The sequence below is a fragment of the Corynebacterium sp. MSK073 genome (assembly GCF_030232085.1).
GTDB lineage: Bacteria > Actinomycetota > Actinomycetes > Mycobacteriales > Mycobacteriaceae > Corynebacterium.
Map to the genome: position 1 here is coordinate 58,460 of NZ_JASPIY010000009.1, position 20,538 is coordinate 78,997.

Below are 20,538 nucleotides of genomic sequence, written 5' to 3' on the forward strand. Positions count from 1 at the left end.
TCCCCGTAAGGGTGCGAACTTTCGTATGATGGTCGGAATAGTTCCTTGTGAGTTAAGGCACATGGTGAAAGCGCAGACTGGGGGTACGGTTGGAACATTAGGCAGGTGGGGCGGTAACCTACTGAAACGTGGATATAAATTGAGCGCGCTGGGTTTCTTTTAAAGTTTCAAAATGGCTGGGAACCAAGCATTTATCCATTATTCTGATTGGGTAAGGGTGCTCTGTGAGTATTCGAGAAGTTTGTGTGGACAGAAAGGCAGAACACACGTGGGACAGCGTAATAAGCGCACCTTCGCCCGTAAGGCGGGCGTAGCTGGCGCACTTGCCCTAGGCGGTCTCGCCCTGGCTGGTTGTGACGTTCAGGCGCCAACTGCTGTAGAGAACCTCCTGGGATTCGGTTGGCCAAAGGGTGTTACCCCTGAGGCTGAAGCAATGTACAACTTCTGGATCTGGGTCTGGGTTGCAGCTTGGATTGTCGGCTTCATCATGTGGGGCCTATTCCTTACTGCAATTTTCCGCTGGAGCGCGAAGAAGGCAAAGCGTGATGGAAAGGGTGAATTCCCGCGCCAGACGCAGTACAACGTGCCATTGGAAATGGTATTGACCATCGTTCCAATCCTGATCATCATGACCTTGTTCTTCTTCACGGTGCAGACCCAGCAGAAGGTCACCGCATTGGATAAGGATCCAAAGGTCACCGTTGATGTCACGGCATTCCAGTGGAACTGGAAGTTCGGCTACGCCGAGAACCACGTCAACGGTGAGAACTACAACGGTGCGGACGAAGCACGTCAGGCTGAAGCGGAAAAGACCGCCCATGACCCTGAGGGTGTGGACAATCCCAACCCAATTCACGGTAAGTCCAAGGGTGACCTTTCCTACCTCAACTACAACAAGATTGAGACCGTAGGCTCCACCGAAGAGGTTCCGGTTCTGGTACTTCCTTCCGATACCGCAATCGAGTTCCGTTTGGCTTCCGCTGACGTTTCTCACGCGTTCTGGGTGCCGGAGTTCTTGTTCAAGCGCGACGTCTATGCACACCCTGAGGCCAACGCCCAGGAACGCAGCTTCCAGATCGAATCGATTGATAAGCAAGGCGCCTTTGTCGGCCGCTGTGCTGAGATGTGCGGTACCTACCACTCCATGATGAACTTCGAGGTTCGCGTTGTGTCCCCAGAGGACTTCAATGCCTACATGGACTTCCGTGAGAAGAACCCGAACGCCACCAACGCCGAGGCGCTGAAGGAAATCGGCCAGGATCCGTACGCAGTTACCACCCACCCGTTCTCCGGTGAGCGTGACACCGCCGATGGTGACAACTACGTTAAGACCGCGGCATAAGAGATAAGGACATTACACAATGCGTGCAACATCGAAAGTCTTTTACTCAATCGCGACCTACCTTTTCGTCTCGCTGATTGTTTATATCTTTGGCGTCACCCTCGTGAAGGATGATGGTTACCTCTACGGCGCCGAGTGGGTGGGCATCGTGGGTATGTTTCTCTCCGTCGTGCTCTGCCTCATGCTGGGCGGCTACCTGCACTTCACCGATAACCGCAGCGACGTTCTGCCGGAAGACTGGGAAGAAGCAGAGACCGAGGACTCCGCCGGTATCTTGGGCTTCTTCTCCCCAAGCTCCATCTGGCCACTGGCCATGGCAGGCTCCATCGGCTTCTTGGGCCTCGGCGTCATCTTCCTGTACTACTGGCTCATCGCCTTGGGTGCCGTGTGCTTGATTGCTGCCTGCGCCGGCCTGTCCTTGCAATACGGTCTGCCTAAGGAAAAGCACTAGAAATCATCTAGTCGCAGCCACTGCCTAAACTTCTCAGCCCTCCTCACCATTCCTCGGTGGGGAGGGCTTTGGCGATCTGCGTCGGAAATCGACGGGCAAAGTTCCCGCGGTGCCCAATTTTTTTAGAGGAGGGGGAGAGGGGTTGTGCCCAGGTTTTAAGTGGGCAGCAAAAGTGCATACCAGCACGTAAACGGCTATTTCTGTGGGGGTCAACCGAAAGTTGCAAATGGGCCATTTTTCCCGAAAACCACCATGTGATTTATCTCTCTAAGAAAATTGCCGAAACCGGTTGCGGACGAGAGCTGAACCGTCGCGGCCGAGACGGCTACAGCGGAGTGGATTGTGACAGAACTTCAAGTTTGCAGGCGTCACCTGCATTGATGTCTCGTCGGATGAGAATAGAAAAAGTTCCCAGGTAATTATTAATAGCGAGTTCCACACGCTTCCTTATTGGTGGCTGGCAATTCGGTAAAAAACGATTAGCGAAGGCGGGGGGAATTGAAGTGACTTTAGGGTCCGGAACGGCCATAATTACCACTGTGACGAGCGTAGTTTCTAACCAAGGTATGACAGCACCACGTGTTGCCTCGCTGAACCGACCCAATATGGTCAGCGTGGGCACCATCGTGTTCCTGTCTCAGGAATTGATGTTCTTTGCCGGACTGTTCGCGATGTGGTTCACCTCGCGAGCGAACGGCCAGGAAGGCGATTGGGCGGAGCACACTGCCCATATCAACCTGCCAATGGGTTTTCTCATTACTGCAGTGTTGATTTCTTCCTCCGTGACCTCGCAGTTCGGCTTGTTTGCCGCAGAAAGGGGTGACGTTTACAAGCTTCGACTCTGGTACACCATCACGCTGGTATTGGGTGTTGTCTTCTTGGGCATCATGGCGTTTGAGTGGGCTGAGTTGATTCACGCAGGCGTGACGGTACAGTCCAGCGTCTTTGGTTCGGTGTTCTACATCATCACCGGCTTCCACGCTGCGCACGTAACCGCCGGTTTGATTTCCTTTGCAATCATCCTGGCCCGTATCGCTAAATCTAAATTCACGCCGGCACAGGCAACTGCCGCCATGGCAGTGTCCTACTACTGGCACTTCGTTGACGTTGTGTGGATCGGTGTGTTCACCGTTATCTACTTGATTCAGTAGTGTCGGCGAACCTCTCCCCAAAACAGTCCTCCCGTGTTCGAGTTATCTAAAGGAAAATGATGGATAACAATTCGCAGTCCGAGTCAGTGGAGCAGACCACTGTCGCGGCTAAGAAGACCCGCCGTCGCCGCAAGGCGAAGCGCACCCTTGCAGGTGGCTTTGCTTTGGCCATCGGTTTGACTGGCGCTGGCGTCTTGGCCTCTGCCTTGACGCCCGACGCTCAGGTCGCTACGGCGGAAAAAGATGATCAAGCCCTCGTGCAAGAGGGTAAGGACATCTACGACACCGCTTGTATCACCTGCCACGGTGCCAATCTGCAGGGCATCGAAGGCCGTGGCCCCTCTCTCGTAGGTATCGGAGCCGGCTCTGTGTACTTCCAAGTTCACTCTGGGCGTATGCCGATGATGTCCAACGACGCTCAGGCAGAGCGCAAGGCTCCTCGTTACACCGAGCAGCAGACCTTGGCGCTGGCCGCTTATGTTGCAGCTAACGGCGGCGGCTCGGACATCGTCTACAACGATGATGGAAGCATTGCTCAGGAATCCCTTCGTGGCGCTAACTACAATGGTCAGATTCAGGCCGAAGACGTTGCTAAGGGCTCCGAGCTGTTCCGCATGAACTGTGCATCCTGCCACAACTTCACCGGCCAGGGCGGCGCGCTGTCCTCCGGTAAATACGCTCCTGAGCTCGCGCCCGCTAACGAGCAGGAGATCTACCAGGCAATGTTGACCGGTCCGCAGAACATGCCAAAGTTCTCTGACCGCCAGCTGACTGCAGACGAAAAGAAGGACATCATCGCCTACTTGAAGTCTGCGGAAGAGACTCCGTCTCCTGCCGGTTGGGATCTTGGCGGTCTCGGCCCAGTGGCTGAAGGCCTGGCAATGTGGATTATCGGTATCAGCGCCCTGTGCGCCGCTGCTATGTGGATTGGATCGCGCTCATGAGCAATGTGAAAAAGAATTACACTGACGCAGAGCTCGATAAGATGAGCAATGATGAACTTGCTGCACTTGGTACCGAGCTCGATGATGTCACCGTAGCGTTCCGCAAGGAGCGCTACCCGGTTGAAGGTGACCCCGCAGATAAGCGCGCGGGGCGCAATGTCGCCATCTGGTTGGCAATCTCCGCTATCGGCGGATTGGGCTTCTTGGCTGTTTACCTCTTCTGGCCTTGGCAGTACAAGCAGCTAGGGGAGGACGGCCTTGTTTGGCATACTCTCTACACCCCGCTGCTTGGCATTACCGCCGCACTGTCCATTTTTGGACTCGGCTTTGCCATCGTGCAGTACGTCAAAAAGATTCTGCCGGAAGAGATTTCCGTGCAGCGTCGCCACGATGGCCCTTCGGAAGAAGTTGACCGTCGTACTCTTACCGCTCTCTTGAACGACTCGTGGAAGACCTCCACTCTTGGCCGCCGTAAGACCATCCAAGGTCTGCTCGGTGGTGCGGGCGTACTCTTCGGCTTGACTGTTATTGCTCCGCTGGGCGGCGCAATCCGTAATCCATGGAAGGTTCGCCACGAGGTGAACTACGCCGGTGACGGCACGCTGTGGACCTCCGGTTGGACCATGTACGAGAAGGGCGTAAAGCTTTACCTCGCTCGTGACACCGGCACCATCGCTGAGAAGCACTCTGGTGAGTCCGGAGAGCACTACACCACCGAAGGCGTTACCCGCCTTGTGCGCGTTCGCCCTGAGGACTTGGCCGCCGGTGGCATGGAGACCGTCTTCCCGCTTGCGGAAGAAGACGTCAACGACGGTGACCAGTACGACGCTAAGCGCGACGTGTACGAACACCACATGCACTCCATCCACGGCAACCGCAACGCGGTGATGTTGATTCGTCTGCGCCACTCCGATGCGCAGAAGGCAATCGAGCGTGAGGGACAGGAAGACTTCCACCACGGCGATTACTACGCCTACTCCAAGATTTGTACTCACATTGGTTGCCCAACTTCCTTGTACGAGGCACAAACCAACCGAATCCTGTGCCCCTGCCACCAGTCGCAGTTCGACGCATTGCACTACGGTAAGCCGGTCTTCGGCCCGGCCGCCCGTGCTCTGCCACAGCTGCCTATCACGGTGGACGATGAGGGCTACCTTGTTGCAGAGGGCAACTTCATTGAGCCTGTCGGTCCGGCATTCTGGGAGCGTAAGTCATAATGAGCAATAAACTCGCCCAAATGGGCAACAACATGGACGAGCGCTACAGCGCCGCCGGCGTGCTAAGGACGCAGCTAAACAAGGTCTTTCCGACCCACTGGTCCTTCATGCTCGGTGAGATGGCGCTGTACAGCTTCATCATTCTTCTACTAACCGGTACATACCTAGCGCTTTTCTTCGATCCTTCCATTACGAAGGTCATCTACGACGGCACCTACGCACCGCTGAACGGTGTTGAGATGTCGCGCGCCTATGCAACCGCACTCGATATTTCCTTCGAGGTGCGTGGCGGTCTCTTTGTTCGCCAGATGCACCACTGGGCAGCCCTGCTGTTCATGATGTCGATGGTTGCGCACATGCTGCGCATCTTCTTCACCGGTGCTTTCCGTCGCCCGCGCGAAGCCAACTGGATTATTGGTTGCACCCTTATCCTGCTGGGCATGATCGAGGGCTTCCTCGGTTACTCCCTGCCGGATGACCTGCTTTCCGGTGTCGGTCTGCGCATTATGTCCGCCATCATCCTGGGTCTGCCGATTATCGGTACCTGGCTGCACTGGGCCATCTTCAACGGCGACTTCCCGTCCGACCTGATGCTGGACCGCTTCTACATCCTCCACGTTCTGGTTATCCCAGGCATCATCCTGGGCCTCATTGCAGCCCACTTGATCATGGTTTGGTTCCAGAAGCACACCCAGTTCCCTGGACCGGGTCGCGCAGAGAATAACGTTGTCGGCGTCCGCATTATGCCGGTCTTCGCCACCAAGGCAATTGGTATGGGCATGATGGTCGCTGGTGTCCTGGCTCTGATGTCCGGTGTGCTGACCATCAACGCCATCTGGTTGCTTGGTCCGTACAACCCATCTCAGGTTTCTGCAGGTTCTCAGCCCGATATCTACATGCTCTGGACAGACGGTGTGGCTCGTGTCATGCCTGCTTGGGAGCTGTACCTGGGTAACTACACGATTCCTTCCGCCTTCTGGGTCGCGCTGTTGTGTGGCCTGATGGTCGTGCTGCTTATCACCTACCCGTTCCTGGAGAAGAAGTTCACTGGTGACGATGCGCACCACAACCTTCTGCAGCGACCGCGTGACGTTCCTACGCGTTCTGCAATCGGTGCAGCAGCAATCGTGTTCTTCCTGCTGGTTACTCTCTCCGGTGGTAACGACCACGTTGCGCACTTCTTCCAGATTTCGTTGAATGCGATGACCTGGGTCGGACGTATCGGCCTGATTGTCCTGCCGCCGATTGCTTACTTTATGACCTACCGCATTTGCGTTGGTCTCCAGCGCTCTGACCGCGAGGTGCTCGAGCACGGTATTGCTACCGGTGTCATCAAGCAGCTGCCTAACGGTGCCTTCATTGAGGTCCACCAGCCGCTCGGCCCGGTTGATGAGCACGGCCACGCAGTACCGCTTGAGTACGCAGGCGCTCAGGTGCCGAAGCAGCTTAACCACCTCGGTTACGCTGACTCCGAGATTCAGGGCACCTTCAGCCCGGACGATCCGGAACTCATGCGCCGCGTTCACGAGATTCACGAGGAGAACCACGAAGAGGAAGCGGAGATGTTCCGTCGCCTCAACGAGGCCAACCGCCGTGATGACGAGGAAAACGGTCGCATCTAACCTTTCCTTGGGTTAGCTCGATACACGCTCACTAAACGAGCCCGCTAAGCCACCAATACTTGGTGGTAAGCGGGCTCGTTTCAGTTTTGGGACCGTCGCTTTTTAAGGAATCGCGGCTTACTGTTGCTGGGCTATCGAGCTAGGAGTCGGCACATAATGCAGACATCCTGGGACTGTCTCTTTTGGGCGAAAACCGGATATTTGCCTGAAATAACTTGGTAGATGGCCTCGCACAAACGCGGGGTCAACCTAGGAGGTAAGAACTTCGTCGTCCTTCACATACGGGAATGGAAGTACCGACAAACGCCGGCTCACGCGGAAACGCCTTGTCTAGCGGTGGGCAATAGCGCCAGCCCTGTTAGTTAGCAGTAGGGTAGCCGTCCTAGGAGCATGAGGTTGCCACTGAGCCTGGGATGGAAGATTTCCGTAATGAGGGCCTTCAAACGAGTCCATAGCCGGCATTTGCCTTTAAACGTGGTCTTCAGGGCTTCGGAATAGCTATTGCACACCCTCCAGCCCTCATGTGTTCTTTTCCCGTTGCTTCACTTTTGGACACAGTTAGCACAGTTCTTATTGGCAGCTTTTCTGCTGTAGTCATCACCACTAGAAGCGTGAGACTTACCTAGGTCCTTTGCTACAGCTTTTTGCCGATGCCAGGACTCTTCGAGCGTATCGTCTCCATGAGCAGTCGCAGGATCCACGTTCGTATCCTCTTCGCCATTTCGCCTGGGTAATTTAAGAGCACCGTGCTCTGTGCAGACACTTGGCTTGAGACTCGTCGGGAGCCGGCAGGCGACCGTTCCTCGGAGCGCGAAGAGTAGGCGTTATTCTCCGCCCTTAGATACTGCAGTGAGGTTTTCGTTCGTGCCGGACCTTTAAAACAAGTATTGCCGGCCGCTGCAATGACTAGGCGGACCAAGGCCTTTCTATAGGGGCGCACGCCGTAAAGCGAGGGACCGGGCTAGACTCATCCTCCTTTGCCCGGTGGGTAGTGGAAGCGGCGTTACCTAACAGGGCCCAGTGCTTGGCAACAAGCCGGGGGATGGGCCCCTAGGTTTAACGCGCAATAGGCTCGCGGGTTCAGTAAAACCCCGGAGGGGGTACCGCTGCATAGGGCGGCCGGTTTTACGCGATCAGAGGGCGTTAAAGGACGGGGCTGATGGTACGAAAGTGATTGTCACACATAGTATGTGTCGAAAGTCACCAAATATAATTTTTGAACTTGTTGAAGCCCTCGTTTATGGAACGAGTAACCGCCGGAGGTGGGGTACGCCTAGGCTATTGTCCCAGTGTAGGGGCCTTAAAAATCAGTAATAGCTTTATTGAATCTTCGACAGGTCCGGTTTGTCTCGGCTTGGTCAAAATAAGATAACGAACGTGTAACAAAGCTAGATCCGGGGTAGTGAATGGACATTGATTGTGATGATTTCGTAACCTATTCGAGACATTGAGTTACCGCCCGAAAGGTGCTCAATAGGAAATGAAAATTTAAAGCGTCGCATCTGGCTCCTCCTAGTGAGGGGCCGAGTGGAGGAAGGCCTAAAGGAACGGTCTTCTAATGAACACTAGGCCCTAGGGTCAGACCTTTTCTACAAGGAAAGTAGACGCGTAGGAAGATTTGGAGTTTTTCTCGTGGCAAAGCACCGTCGTCAGGGCACTGTAAATACCCGTCGTATCGCATCTACTGCAGCTATCGCTGCAACCGCAGCTGTCGCCGCCCCGGGCGTCGCTCAGGCTGCCGAGGTCGTTGTTCCTAATACCGACTACCGTTTCGAGGTTGCCGGTCTGGAAAACGTCCCGAACATTGACCAGGTCCCAAACATTGACAAGTACGTCCCGTCCTTGGGCCAGGTTTCCAACCAGGGTGGCGACGACTTCGTCGCTGCTGCAGAGCAGCAGGCTGCTCCGGCCCCGTCCACCGTTGGTCAGAAGGCTCTGGAAGCTGCACGCTCCGTCCTTGGCTCGCCGTACGTTTATGGCGCTGCTGGCCCGAACGCTTTCGACTGCTCCGGTTTGACCAGCTGGGCTTACTCCCAGGCTGGCGTTCAGATTCCGCGTACCTCCCAGGCTCAGGCTGCTGGCGGTACCCCTGTTTCCTTGGACCAGCTCCAGCCTGGTGACATCATTTCCTACTACGGTGGCGCTTCCCACGTCGGTATCTACACCGGCAACGGGACCATCATTGACGCGCTTAACTCCGGCACCCCTGTGCAGGAGCGCGACTTGAACTACATGCCGATTAACAATGCCGTGCGCTTCTAATTGGCAGTGATATGACATGCCCTTCCCTTTGTGAAAAAGGGAAGGGTTTTGTTGTGCAACGGCGGCTAAAACCCGCTATAGTAAATTCGATTTTTGAAAATTTTGAGTTGAAGGTCTTTTCGTGTCTAAACGTGTGCTCCCAGCTGCCGCATTAACCGCAGTCCTCGCTGTCACTTCACTTTCTGGCCTCCCGCAAGTTATTGCGCAGGAGGCGGAACCGAACCAAGAGTCTGTTTCTGAAAACGTCGATGATCTGGTCGATCGCGTCGGAGAGGTTGCTCGAAAGGTCTCGGCGAAGAATGAGGAAGTCAAAGAGCTAGAAGATAAGCTCGCGGCCAAGGAAGAAGAGGTCGCTCAAGCGGAGCAAGACTCCGCAGAGGCCCAAAAACGCGTACATGACGCGCAGGGCGATGTCTCCACGCAGCAAGGCCGCGTGGACGACTTGGCACAGTCTCGCTACCGGGGAGACTCCCGTTCCGCCGTTTCGGGTGCGCTGGCTGCGGAAGACCCAGCAGACGCCGTAGAGCGCATGGGATACTTGGGCGCGCTTTCGCGCAAGGCGCAACGCACCCTCGATGCCAAGGCAGATGCAGCCTCAATGGCTGAAGCGGTTCAGCAAGAAGCCGCTGACGCTGCGAAAAAGGTCCGCGAGGAAAAGAAGGACCTCGAAAAGCAGCGCGATGAACTGGTAAAGCAAAAGGATGCGCTGGAAGAGCAGCAGGCAGATATCGAAGCTCAGGTGGATGCGCTGAGCGATGAGCAGCGCGAAGCTTGGGAAGGACAATTCGGCGGCACGGATAAGCTGGATTTCGACTTGGGAGAGATCGCCGATGGCGCTAGCTCTGCGGCTCTGTCCAAGTTGGGTTCGCCCTACGGCTGGGGTTCTGCCGGTCCGAACCAGTTCGACTGCTCTGGCCTGATGTACTGGGCATACCAGCAGATTGGAAAGACCATTCCGCGTACCTCGCAAGCACAAATTGCAGGTGGCACGTCCGTGCCGGTGGATCAGCTGCAGCCCGGCGATATCGTGGGCTACTACCCAGGAGTTACCCACGTCGGAATGTACATTGGCAACGGCCAGGTAGTACACGCCTCGACCTATGGCGTGCCAGTTCAGGTCGTGCCACTCAACTCGATGCCTATTTCGGGGACTGCGCGATTCTAAGTGGCCCGCATACTGCTGGTAACGAATGACTTTCCTCCCAAAGTCGGAGGAATCCAGTCCTACCTGCGGGACTACCTAGAAGCGCTCAACCCAGACGATGTCGTAGTATTCGCTTCGACCCAAGAGCCACCTGAGGACTATGACGCCTCTGTCGCCTACAAAGTCATTCGGTGGCCACACCGCGTGATGCTGCCCACCCCGGCCACCATGCGCCGCATGCAGGAAATCATCCGGCAAGAGGCCATTGAGGTTGTGTGGTTTGGTGCAGCGGCACCGCTGGCGCTGATGGGAAAAGCCGCGCGGCAGGCGGGGGCGCGCCGCGTGGTGGCAACGACGCATGGCCACGAGGTGGGGTGGTCTATGGTTCCACTGGCCCGGCAATGCCTGCGGCTGATTGGCAATAACGCCGATGTCATTACGTATATCTCGGATTACACTCTACGGCGCCTGCGCGGGCCGTTTGGTCCGCACCCGGAGTGGGCTCACCTGCCTTCTGGGGTCAGCCTAGATTCACTTTCCCCCGCAACCCCTGCGCAGCGCGCGGCCGCGAAAGCGGAGTTCGAGGTGAGCGGGCCAACCATCGTCTGTATTTCCAGGTTGGTCCCGCGCAAGGGGCAAGACCAATTATTGCGGGCGATGCCGCAGGTCAGAGAAGAATTCCCCGATGCGCAGCTAATGTTGATTGGTCGCGGGCGCTATCACGACGTACTGCAAGAATTGGCAGAGGTGTACTGTCCCGATGCAGTGATTCAGCCTGCCCCCAGCATTGAGACCGCGCTTCATGCCGCAGATATTTTTGCCATGCCGGCCCGCACCCGGGGCGGCGGCTTGGATGTGGAAGGCCTGGGCATCGTCTATCTGGAAGCACAAGCCTGCGGGCTGCCGGTCGTTGCCGGTGATTCTGGGGGAGCGCCGGAGACCATTACGGAAGAGACGGGGATCGTCGTCAAGGGCGCGTCCGTCGATGAGCTCGTGGAGGCCTTGAAGCAGCTCTTGCGCTCGCCAGAAATGCGTGATCGTATGGGGCAGGCGGGGCGCAGGGACGTTGAAAAGCACTGGAGCTGGGAGATCATGGGGCAGCGGCTGAGAAAGCTTATGGCTTGATGTGACCCTGGCCCGGTTGTCGGTATATTCTGATATCCATGCTTGAAAACAACTCCGCCGATCTTACTATCGGCTTCGATGTCGGTGGCACCAATGTGCGCGGTGGAGTAATCACTCGAGACGGGGAAATCCTTGCGAGTCGCACCATGCCAACCTCGGGGGATCCGCGCCAGCTTAATGATGACCTGGTAGCGATCGTCGAGGAGCTGCGCGCGGACTACCCCGTGGGCGCGGTGGGCCTTGCCGTGGCGGGATTTTTAGACCCAGAGTGTGAGACAGTCCGCTTCGCCCCGCACCTGCCGTGGCGGAATGCCCCGGTCCGGAGAAACCTCGCGGAACGCTTGGGGCTGCATGTCCGGCTGGAGCATGATGCCAACTCCGCTGCTTGGGGAGAATGGCGCTTTGGCGCGGGGCGCGGCGCGAAGGATTGGGTGTTTTTTGCCGTTGGCACCGGCATTGGCGCTACCTTGATGACTCACGACACCATCTACCGAGGCGCCTTTGGCACTGCTCCGGAATTTGGTCATATCGTCGTGGTGCCGAATGGCAGGCAGTGCTCGTGCGGCAAACGAGGCTGCTTGGAGCGCTATGCCTCAGGCACGGCCCTGCCGGATACCGCGCGCGAACTGCGGCCAGACTATGAGACCTCCTTGCCGCCGTATCCCACCGGTGAGCAGGTTGCACGCGCGGCACGTGGGGGAGACCCACTCGGTATTGCGGTAATGGAGAACTTTGGACAGTGGTTGGGCCAAGGCTTATCCATCGTGTCTGATGTGCTCGATCCGGAGCTCATTGTCATTGGCGGCGGGGTGTCCCAAGATGCGGATATGTACTTAGAGGAAGCCACCGCTGCCATGGGCCGGGATATAGTCGGCGCTGGACATCGCCCCCTTGCTCGCGTTGCAACCGCGGAATTGGGTTCGGCAGCAGGTATGATTGGCGTAGCTGACCTGGCCCGCCGCGGCCACTAGAATGAGCGAAGGACGAGCTGGAGATGAAAAACAAATGGTACTGGGCGTTTAAGCACATCTTTTTCGGGCCCGCCCTGCGTGTATGGAACCGCCCTTGGTCAGAAGGAATGGAAAAAATCCCTGCTGAAGGTCCCGCGATTTTGGTATCCAACCATCAAGCGGTGATGGATTCCTTCTTCTTCCCCCTGCTGTGCCCGCGCCAAATTACTTTTTTGGCCAAGTCAGAGTACTTCACCACCCCCGGCCTCGTGGGCGGCATGCAGAAATGGTTTTTTAGCTCCGTCGGGCAAGTTCCCATTGAACGGGATCATGAATCAGCCAGCCAGGCCATGCTCGAGACCGCGCGAAAGATTTTGGGGCGCGGTGATCTCTTTGGTATCTACCCAGAGGGCACTCGGTCCCCAGATGGACGTGTGTACAAGGGGCGTACCGGGATGGGGCGCATTGCCATGGAGACCAATCAGCCGGTCTATCCCATCGCTATGATCAATTCCCGCAAGGCTAACCCGATCGGTTCGTGGATTGTCCGCCCCGCCAAGGTGGGAGTGCGAGTGGGAGACCCCATTTACCCGCATGACTGGGCGCGCGAACACGGCCTGGATCCGCAGCAGCACGAGACCATACGCGCGTTCACGGACATGGTCATGGGGACATTAGCCGAGCTCTCCGGCAACCCCTATGTGGATGTCTATGCGGCTGATGTAAAGGAATCATTAAAGGCCGGCCACGGGTACCCCGCCGGTGCGGAGATTAAAGGGAGGTAATTACAATTCCTCAGGCCCGCTTAGCGTGGCCGGATACCGCAAAAGGAATTTCTATCATCGGCGTGGTGCTCCTACACATCACGCTGAAGGTGCCAGGAGCCGAACAAACGTGGCTAGCAAGTCTCAATACCTATCTCGACCCCCTGCGCCTTCCCCTGTTCTTTCTGGTCTCCGGCTACTTCTCTTATAAAGTCTTTCGTTACAGTTTCGCGGAGTTATTTACCCGCCGGCTCTGGTTTTTCCTCATTCCTTATTTGGTGTGGATGTCCGTGGAGCATATGACCAAACAGCTGGAATACCAGTGGGTTTTCGGTGACTCCTCCATGGGTATGACCGAGATGCTGCAAAATCTTTTACTTGGCCATACGATGGCGTGGTTTATCCACGCGCTCATTTTGTTCAACCTATTTCTGTGGTGCGTGCGCAAATTGCCTGCGTGGGCGGGCATCGGGCTGAGCTTTACCCCCGTTATTTTTATTGCCTGGCAGGAACAGTTTCAGTTTATTGGCAAGGCCATTATGTTCCTTCCCATCTTTGTAGGCGCCGCCTACCTTCGCGAACCGATTACCCGTTTTGCGGCCGCGGCAGAAGAAGTATTCCACGGCTCGTGGACCGTGCGCAGTGTTGGAGCGTATGCCGCGGCCATCGGCGCTTATTGTGCAGGCCTGGCCCTGCGCCACGCGTGGGACGGCAACGAAGCAGACATTGCTTTTAACTGGCCCCTGCTGGGCGCGGACTTTTTGGGTTGGGGAGATATAAACCTATTAGTGCGCTTTGTGGAACAGGTGCTAGAGGTGCCCGCGGGCATTATTGGGGCCGTGCTCATTAGCCACATTCCGTGGATTGCAGAAGGCGTGAAGTTCGTCGGCCGGCACACGCTGCCGATTTATCTCTCGCACCCCATCGGCTTGACCGTGGGCTATGGGTACTACATGGCGCATCATGACTATGCTGTGTCTTTGGCCGGGTCGTGGCCGCTGGAAAATACGTGGTTCTGGATCGCCATGTGCTTTATCTTTACGGCCATTTCTTCCCTGGCGCTGTGGGCGCTGGGGAAGGTCCCTATCCTTGGCTGGACGCTGGTTCCGCCGCGGATCGGTAGGCGCCGCCCCGCCGTAGAGCCAATGGTAGCGAACAAGCAACCAACAACACGGTGATGATGACGTAGTCATTGCCAACGATGTGCTGCCACCACGTCCAATCCAGCTCTTGGTCCTCGGTATGCGGAACCTGCCAGTGGCCGCGGGCGAAAAGCGCCAGCCAGGTGAGAGCGGCGAGAATCCAGCGGCGGCTGGCCACTAGGTAGATGCCCACTAAAACCAGCCAGGTGAAGTGGTGCGACCACGATACGGGGGAGCACAGCAGCGATACGGAGGCTGCCAGGAGCATGAGCACAACCTGGTTACCGTGAGACAGGCGCTCCATGGCAAACCACACGATCGCGATGACGACGATGACGCCAACGAGCCACAGGGTTTCTGCGTTATTGGGGCTGAGGCGGGTAAACAAGCCGCGCAAGGATTGGTTGGCGCTATAGGCTAGGCCGCCGATGCGCTCGGAATCGCGCAGGGTAGAGGTCCAATACTCAATCGAGCTATGTGGATTGGCAACAAAGGCGATGAGGCCGGCGGCCACGAAGGAACCCAGGGTGGTAAAGAAGGCCTTCCATTCGCGTCGGACGAAGAAGACAGCCAAAAAGACCGCCGGGGTGAGCTTGATGGCGATGGCGATGCCGGTCAGGATGCCGCGGGTCTTTTTCACCCATAGCAAATCAATGACCACGAGTGCGGTGAGCAGGATATTGATTTGGCCAAAGCTAAAGGTCTGCGTAATTGGCTCGGCCAGCATGGCGGCAAAAAGCCACCACGCCGCCCATTGTTGGCAGTTGAGGGTACGCAATACCAGCGCAATGCAGCCCCACAAGGCGAGCACGGAGAGGACCGTGATCACCACGGCGGCAGCGGTGAGGGGGATCCACTGGAGCGGGGCGAAGAGCAGGGCCGCAAACGGTGGGTAGGTAAATGGGAGAGAGACGTTGCGGTCGGTGCCTACGAAATAGTCGCGGTTATAAAGGTCGCTGCCGAATCCGGCCCCGCCTTCGCGGTAAACATCGAGGTCAATGTGGTAAAAGGCGCGAAAATCACCGGAGAATAAGGCAGGAATATCGATAATCCACCACAGGGCGGCAAGCGCTGACAGGATTAGGGGGAGGGCGGTGGTCCACAGGGATTTATTATCGGTTCGGCTCACCTGCAAAATTTTACAGCGGCGCGATCGTGGGGCCAATTTCCCGCGCCCATCGCCGCAGCGCTAGGCTTGTACAACGTGCGTTACTTCTATGACACCGAATTTATCGAGGATGGCAAGACCATTGAATTGGTCTCCATCGGCATCGTCGGTGAGAACGGAAGTGAATATTATGCCGTATCCACGGATTTTGACCCGTCCAAGGCCAACTCTTGGGTTAAGGAAAACGTCTTGGCCAAACTGCCCAGTCCCCAGGATTCCGCATGGAAGCCGGCGAGCACCATCCGCACGGAAATCCTGGAGTTTCTAACGCGCAGCTCTACGCCCATTGAATTGTGGGCGTGGGTCGGCGCGTATGACCACGTGGTATTGGCGCAGCTGTGGGGCGACATGGCGAGTTTTCCCAAGCGCCTGCCGCGCTATACTCGCGAGCTAAAGCAGCTGTGGGAGTTCGCCGGGCGTCCTAGCTTGCCGGCCGTGCCTAAGGGCAACCACGATGCGCTTGTCGATGCCCGCCATAACCTCGTCAAATTCCGCGCCTGCACCGAGGTCTTGCCCTTGTCCAAGGGTAATAGAATCAATTTCTAGCAGTTAACTACCAAGCGACAGGCATTAAATGGTTAAATGGAAGAGTGAGTTGGACAGTAGATATTCCCCAAAGTGTTCTGCCTGATCTTCCGCCCTTGCCTGAGGGCATTGAGGAGGTCTTCCAGGACGTCATCAAGCGCGATGCAAAGCAACAGCCCAGTTGGGATCCCACCCAAGCCGATAACGTGCGCAAGATTCTCGAGTCGGTGCCACCCATCGTGGTTGCCCCAGAGATTGAGAAGCTCAAGCTGCAGCTTGCCGATGTCGCACTAGGCAACGCCTTCCTGTTGCAAGGCGGCGATTGCGCCGAGACCTTTGAATCGAATACCGAACCGCATATTCGCGGCAACGTTAAGACCCTGCTGCAGATGGCCGTCGTATTGACCTATGGCGCGTCCGTTCCAGTGGTGAAGCTGGGGCGCATTGCTGGGCAGTACGCCAAGCCGCGTTCCTCGGATACGGACGCGAATGGCCTGTTGAATTACCGCGGGGACATCGTCAATGGCGTGGACCCCACCGATGAGGATCGCCGCCACGATCCTGCCCGCATGATCCGTGCTTACGCTAACTCTTCTGCCGCCATGAACTTGGTGCGCTCTTTGACCTCCTCCGGCACCGCGGATCTCTACCGCCTGCACGAATGGAACCGCGAGTTCGTCCGGAAATCGCGCGCCGGTGCCCGCTACCAAGACTTGGCCCGCGAGATTGAAAATGGCTTGAAGTTCATGAATGCGTGCGGCGTGCAGGACTCCACCCTGCACTCGGCGGATATTTACTGCTCGCACGAGGCGCTGCTCAAGGATTATGAGCGTTCCATGCTGCGCTTGGGCCAAGATGATAATGGCGATACCAAGCTCTATGACCTCTCCGCGCACCAGGTGTGGATTGGTGAGCGCACCCGTGGGCTGGATGACTTCCACGTTAATTTCGCCGCCATGATCGGCAACCCAGTGGGCATCAAGCTCGGACCTGGAGCCACGCCTGAGCAGGCCGTGGAATACGCCGAAAAGCTAGATCCCAACCGCGAGCCTGGCCGCCTGACCATCATCTCCCGCATGGGCCACGACAAGGTTCGTAGCGTCTTGCCGCCCATCATCAAGGCCGTCGAAGATTCTGGGCACACCGTGGTCTGGCAGTCCGACCCCATGCACGGCAATACCTTTACCTCGTCCAACGGGTACAAGACCCGCCACTTCGACAAGATCGTCGACGAGGTGCAGGGCTTTTTCGAGGTACACCGCGATTTGGGCACCCACCCGGGCGGCGTGCACCTCGAGTTCACCGGCGAAGACGTGACGGAATGCCTCGGTGGCGCCGAGGACATCACCGACCTGGACCTGCCGGGCCGCTATGAATCCGCCGTGGATCCGCGCCTGAATACGCAGCAGTCCCTCGAGCTCTCGTTCCTCATCGCTGAGATGCTGCGGAACTAGGGCACCACCTAGACCCAGAGGGAAGGGGTTCCTTCGTAGTAGGAGGAACCAAACCACCACCCGCTGATAGCGACCGCACCGGTAGCCACCGCCACTGCGAGGAGAAAGACCAGCAGTGAGGCGGGATGGCGATTGGTCAGGGGCCGCTCGGCGGGTTCTTCTTCTGCCGCCTGTGCCGGCGGCTGCGCGGGAGAATGTGCTGCTGCACCCACGCCCGCAGCGGGTGCTGGGGCGGGGACAGGAGCCGGGGCCGGCGCTGGTGCTGGAGCAGGAGCCAGCGGCGGCTCGGGGGAATCGTCGGCGGGCGCCTGGGGGACATCGAGGCGCGTTTCAAAGTCTGGCTGCGGCGGATCCGGCTCGGGCTCAGGGGGAATGACCTCGGTGGGCCCGCCGTCTAAATGCTCGGTAGCGCCTTGCGGGATGGTCCGCGTGGGCTCAAATACATCCGTGGCGCCGATGCCGGAATAATCCGTCGGCGTTTGCGCGGTGCGCGCGGCGGCCGCATTGCGGGGAACCGGGATGGTCACCGTGGGCAGATCCAACTCCCGGCAAATATCTTCGATGGCATCGAGGAACTCCCCGGCATCGGCAAAGCGCTCGCGGGGATCGCGGGCGGTGGCGGTGGCCACGAGGGCATCGACAAGCTTGGGCACGCCCTCAGCGCGCGTGGATGGGGCGGGAACATCATCGTAGAGGCGCGCGGTGGCGTGCGCGATCGGGGTATCCCCGGAGAAGGGCACGGTTCCGGTCAGGAGCTCAAAAAGCACGATGCCGGCCGAATACACGTCGGTAGCGGGGGTTATATCCTCGCCGGTGACCTGTTCCGGTGCCAAGTACGAGACGGTGCCGACGATCATATTCGAGGTGGCCTGCGCATTCGTCGCACGGACCAAGCCGAAATCGCCCAATTTCACCCGGTGATGCGAGGTAATGAGCACGTTATCCGGCTTAATATCGCGGTGGATAAGCCCCGTGGAGTGCACCTCGGTTAAGCCTTGGAGCACGCTGCGCAGCGTCGATAATGCGGCAGGAACGGTAAGCGGGCCGCCTTCGGCAAGCAGCTCCCGCAAAGTGCCGCCATCGATAAGCTCCATGATGAGGTAAATGGGCTCGCCATCGGCGGAAAAATCATGAATGGCCACGAGGTTGGGGTGCTGCAAACGCGCCATCGCGCGGGCCTCGCGGGAAAAACGCTTGATAAAAACCGGGTCATCGTCATAGCGCTCATCCATGACCTTTGCGGCCACTTGGCGGCCCAAGCGCATATCCACGCAGCGATAGACGGTAGACATACCGCCGCGGGCGATGGGGCGATCGATGCGGTAACGGTCTTCCAACACGTCACCAATTTCCAACCTAGTCATACCTCCCAGTATGGCCGATCCCCTAGGCCGCGTTAAAGTAGGTGGCGTGACTAACGCAGAAAACTCCCTGAATTCCTTATTGGCCGGCGAAGAGCTGCTCAGCATGCAGCAGGTGGCAGACAAGCTAGGCCTTCCCATCACGCGCGCCTATGACCTGCTCCAGGACCGCAAATTCATTGTCTGGGACTCGCCCGAAGGCAAGCGCGTGCCGCTCGCATTTTTCAATGACAAGGGGAGCATCGCCAAGCATATCACTGGCGTTATCACCGTGCTTACCGATGGCGGCTATGACGACGAAGAAATCCTGCGCCACCTTTTTACCGCAGATGATTCCCTGCCTGGCCGGCCAATCGACGCCCTGCACGGGCACCTGGCGCGCGAGGTCATTCGGCGGGCTCAGGCGTCTGCTTTTTAGCCCAGCGCTTGGGGAGTTGAGGGCCTTTTTGGCTCACGCCATCGAACATCCACTGCGTTGCGGACCAGGACAAAACGATGACGCCAATGACCCAGAACCAGTTATAGAGCTGGTGGTTGCCATCGCCGGAAAAGCTCAAGCTGATAAATAGCGCTACGCCAGAGGTAAACTTCAGCAGCCACAGCGGCGGGCGGAAGGTGCCCATGAGCGTAAAGATGGAGGCGTAGTACCACGGCAGGGTCACCGAGTTGAAGACGAAGGCAACCTGGTAGGCCGCCGCGGTGCCCATAATCGCATCGCGGGCCGTGTGCCGGCTTAGCCACCACACGATGACCAGCCCGATGAGCATGCACACCATCGCGATGGTGCGCAGGACGCCCAGGATGGCGTTATAGGATGCGTCCGGGTCAAAAATGTGGACCGCTGGGACGATGATGTCTGCGGCCAATGTCGGGCCCGCCAAGGGGTTAATCACCTTAGAATTTCCGCTGACCTGGGATAGCCAGCCCCATGAGGTGCCGGAGGCCCAGGTAATAAGCGCCACGGAGGCGATGATTTCCACGGCAGCGATGAGCCCTGAGCAGACGAAAACTACCGCCGTGCGCGCCGCGGTAGAACCCTTGGGCGCGTAGCGGTGCAGCATCAGCCAGACGATGAAGGGGGCTGCAAAGATCGCGGTAGCCTTCATCGCCACCGCCGTGCCGACTAGCAGTAGCGCGGCGTGGAAGCGCTGGTGCAGCGCGGCCAAAAGCCCCAAGGACACCAGGCCGACCATGAGGGATTCATTATGCATGCCGCCAATGAGGTGCAAGATGATGACCGGGTTGGCAACGCCAATCCACAGCGCGACCGCCGGGTCCGCGCCGAGCTTTCTGGCGATGCGCGGGACCGTCCACGCAATGAGGACAAAGCCCGAGAGCGAAAGCAGCTTATAGATGATGATCCCGGCGGTGACGTTATCGCCCACAACGGTGGTCACGATCTTGCCTATCCACAGGTGCAGCGGACCGTACGGGGTGGTGGTATTGCGCCAGTCTTGGGAGACCTCCAGCAGGAAGGGGCCGGGGTTGATGGCGGCGCCCTCGGTATAAGGGTCGAACCCATCGCGGACCATGGCGCCCTGCATGAGGTAGGAATACACGTCCCTAGAAGCCATGGGGCCGGCGAAAAGCAGTGGGGTGACCCAAGCGATAAGGATGCGTCGTAGCTCGCGCACCCCTCCCTCTGGGCGCGGGTTTTTAAGCTGCCGGCGGATAATCATGCGCCCGGCAAGCACCCAGGCGGCGGCGAGGAGGAAAATGCCCACCCAATACAGCACCAACCCAAGGTTGCGCCCGTGACCATAGGAGAAGAAGCCGATATTGAGCGCTTCGAGCACGCCGCCGCGATTGCGGGTCGAGCCGCCGGAAAAGGACGAGAAAAGGAGCACACACGAGGCCACGAGGCCCAGCGGGAGCGCGCGGGGGACTGGCAAGGAGTAGGTTTTGGCCACGGTGAT

The 20,538-nt window shown here is 57.9% G+C and carries 18 protein-coding genes; 15 read left to right on the forward strand and 3 right to left on the reverse strand.

Annotation, left to right across the window (positions count from 1 at the left end; all coding sequences use genetic code 11):
* The first annotated feature begins 268 nt into the window (after positions 1–268).
* The 12 genes from ctaC to QP970_RS07555 all read left to right on the forward strand — a co-directional run bounded on the left by ctaC (position 269) and on the right by QP970_RS07555 (position 14,150).
* On the forward strand, positions 269–1,342 hold the full coding sequence (ctaC, locus tag QP970_RS07500) for an aa3-type cytochrome oxidase subunit II (protein ID WP_239269746.1): 1,074 nt from the start codon (positions 269–271) through the stop codon (positions 1,340–1,342).
* A 19-nt stretch (positions 1,343–1,361) separates the two neighbouring features.
* The gene (gene ctaF / locus QP970_RS07505; protein WP_023023132.1) at positions 1,362–1,793 is read left to right on the forward strand and encodes an aa3-type cytochrome oxidase subunit IV; all 432 of its coding nucleotides are present in this window, start codon (positions 1,362–1,364) and stop codon (positions 1,791–1,793) included.
* Between the two features lie 539 nt (positions 1,794–2,332).
* Positions 2,333–2,944, forward strand: a complete 612-nt coding sequence (gene ctaE, locus QP970_RS07510) for an aa3-type cytochrome oxidase subunit III (RefSeq protein WP_502870063.1) — start codon at positions 2,333–2,335, stop codon at positions 2,942–2,944.
* A gap of 56 nt (positions 2,945–3,000) precedes the next feature.
* Complete coding sequence (qcrC, locus tag QP970_RS07515; protein ID WP_239269747.1) at positions 3,001–3,888, forward strand: cytochrome bc1 complex diheme cytochrome c subunit; 888 nt, start codon at positions 3,001–3,003, stop codon at positions 3,886–3,888.
* Positions 3,885–5,105: a cytochrome bc1 complex Rieske iron-sulfur subunit gene (gene qcrA / locus QP970_RS07520; RefSeq protein WP_239269748.1), complete on the forward strand. Its 1,221-nt coding sequence runs from the start codon at positions 3,885–3,887 to the stop codon at positions 5,103–5,105. Before qcrC ends, qcrA begins: the two co-directional genes overlap by 4 nt.
* Positions 5,105–6,727, forward strand: a complete 1,623-nt coding sequence (gene qcrB / locus QP970_RS07525) for a cytochrome bc1 complex cytochrome b subunit (RefSeq protein WP_005278357.1) — start codon at positions 5,105–5,107, stop codon at positions 6,725–6,727. Before qcrA ends, qcrB begins: the two co-directional genes overlap by 1 nt.
* Positions 6,728–8,359: 1,632 nt before the next feature.
* Complete coding sequence (locus QP970_RS07530; RefSeq protein WP_239269954.1) at positions 8,360–8,989, forward strand: C40 family peptidase; 630 nt, start codon at positions 8,360–8,362, stop codon at positions 8,987–8,989.
* Positions 8,990–9,110: 121 nt separating this feature from the next.
* On the forward strand, positions 9,111–10,154 hold the full coding sequence (locus QP970_RS07535) for a C40 family peptidase (protein WP_284869836.1): 1,044 nt from the start codon (positions 9,111–9,113) through the stop codon (positions 10,152–10,154).
* Positions 10,155–11,258 carry a glycosyltransferase family 4 protein gene (locus tag QP970_RS07540; protein ID WP_239269952.1) on the forward strand — a complete coding sequence of 368 codons (1,104 nt, stop codon included), beginning with the start codon at positions 10,155–10,157 and terminating at the stop codon, positions 11,256–11,258.
* Positions 11,259–11,296: 38 nt separating this feature from the next.
* Positions 11,297–12,229 carry an ROK family protein gene (locus QP970_RS07545; RefSeq protein ID WP_239269951.1) on the forward strand — a complete coding sequence of 311 codons (933 nt, stop codon included), beginning with the start codon at positions 11,297–11,299 and terminating at the stop codon, positions 12,227–12,229.
* Between the two features lie 23 nt (positions 12,230–12,252).
* Positions 12,253–12,993 carry a lysophospholipid acyltransferase family protein gene (locus tag QP970_RS07550; RefSeq protein ID WP_239269950.1) on the forward strand — a complete coding sequence of 247 codons (741 nt, stop codon included), beginning with the start codon at positions 12,253–12,255 and terminating at the stop codon, positions 12,991–12,993.
* A 62-nt stretch (positions 12,994–13,055) separates the two neighbouring features.
* Positions 13,056–14,150, forward strand: coding sequence for an acyltransferase family protein (locus QP970_RS07555; RefSeq protein WP_239269949.1), 1,095 nt, complete (start codon positions 13,056–13,058; stop codon positions 14,148–14,150).
* On the opposite strand, the gene QP970_RS07560 is transcribed toward QP970_RS07555, so the two are convergent.
* Positions 14,056–15,243, reverse strand: a complete 1,188-nt coding sequence (locus QP970_RS07560; RefSeq protein ID WP_284869837.1) for a glycosyltransferase 87 family protein — start codon at positions 15,241–15,243, stop codon at positions 14,056–14,058. The two genes, QP970_RS07555 and QP970_RS07560, sit on opposite strands and share 95 nt — an antisense overlap.
* Before the next feature lie 75 nt (positions 15,244–15,318).
* On the opposite strand from QP970_RS07560, the gene QP970_RS07565 reads away from it, so the two are divergent.
* Both QP970_RS07565 and QP970_RS07570 read left to right on the forward strand, forming a co-directional pair.
* A complete protein-coding gene (locus QP970_RS07565; protein WP_239269947.1) occupies positions 15,319–15,828 on the forward strand; it encodes a polyadenylate-specific 3'-exoribonuclease AS in 510 nt (169 codons plus the stop codon).
* Between the two features lie 44 nt (positions 15,829–15,872).
* The gene (locus QP970_RS07570) at positions 15,873–17,261 is read left to right on the forward strand and encodes a class II 3-deoxy-7-phosphoheptulonate synthase (protein WP_239269946.1); all 1,389 of its coding nucleotides are present in this window, start codon (positions 15,873–15,875) and stop codon (positions 17,259–17,261) included.
* An 8-nt stretch (positions 17,262–17,269) separates the two neighbouring features.
* Here the strand turns inward: QP970_RS07570 and QP970_RS07575 are convergent, their stop codons facing one another.
* Complete coding sequence (locus QP970_RS07575; protein WP_284772039.1) at positions 17,270–18,625, reverse strand: protein kinase domain-containing protein; 1,356 nt, start codon at positions 18,623–18,625, stop codon at positions 17,270–17,272.
* Between the two features lie 10 nt (positions 18,626–18,635).
* Here QP970_RS07575 and QP970_RS07580 point away from each other — a divergent pair, with 10 nt between their 5' ends.
* Complete coding sequence (locus tag QP970_RS07580; RefSeq protein WP_284772040.1) at positions 18,636–19,040, forward strand: Rv2175c family DNA-binding protein; 405 nt, start codon at positions 18,636–18,638, stop codon at positions 19,038–19,040.
* Here the strand turns inward: QP970_RS07580 and QP970_RS07585 are convergent.
* A complete protein-coding gene (locus QP970_RS07585; RefSeq protein ID WP_239269943.1) occupies positions 19,009–20,532 on the reverse strand; it encodes an alpha-(1->6)-mannopyranosyltransferase A in 1,524 nt (507 codons plus the stop codon). The two genes, QP970_RS07580 and QP970_RS07585, sit on opposite strands and share 32 nt — an antisense overlap.
* Between the last annotated feature and the right edge of the window lie 6 nt (positions 20,533–20,538).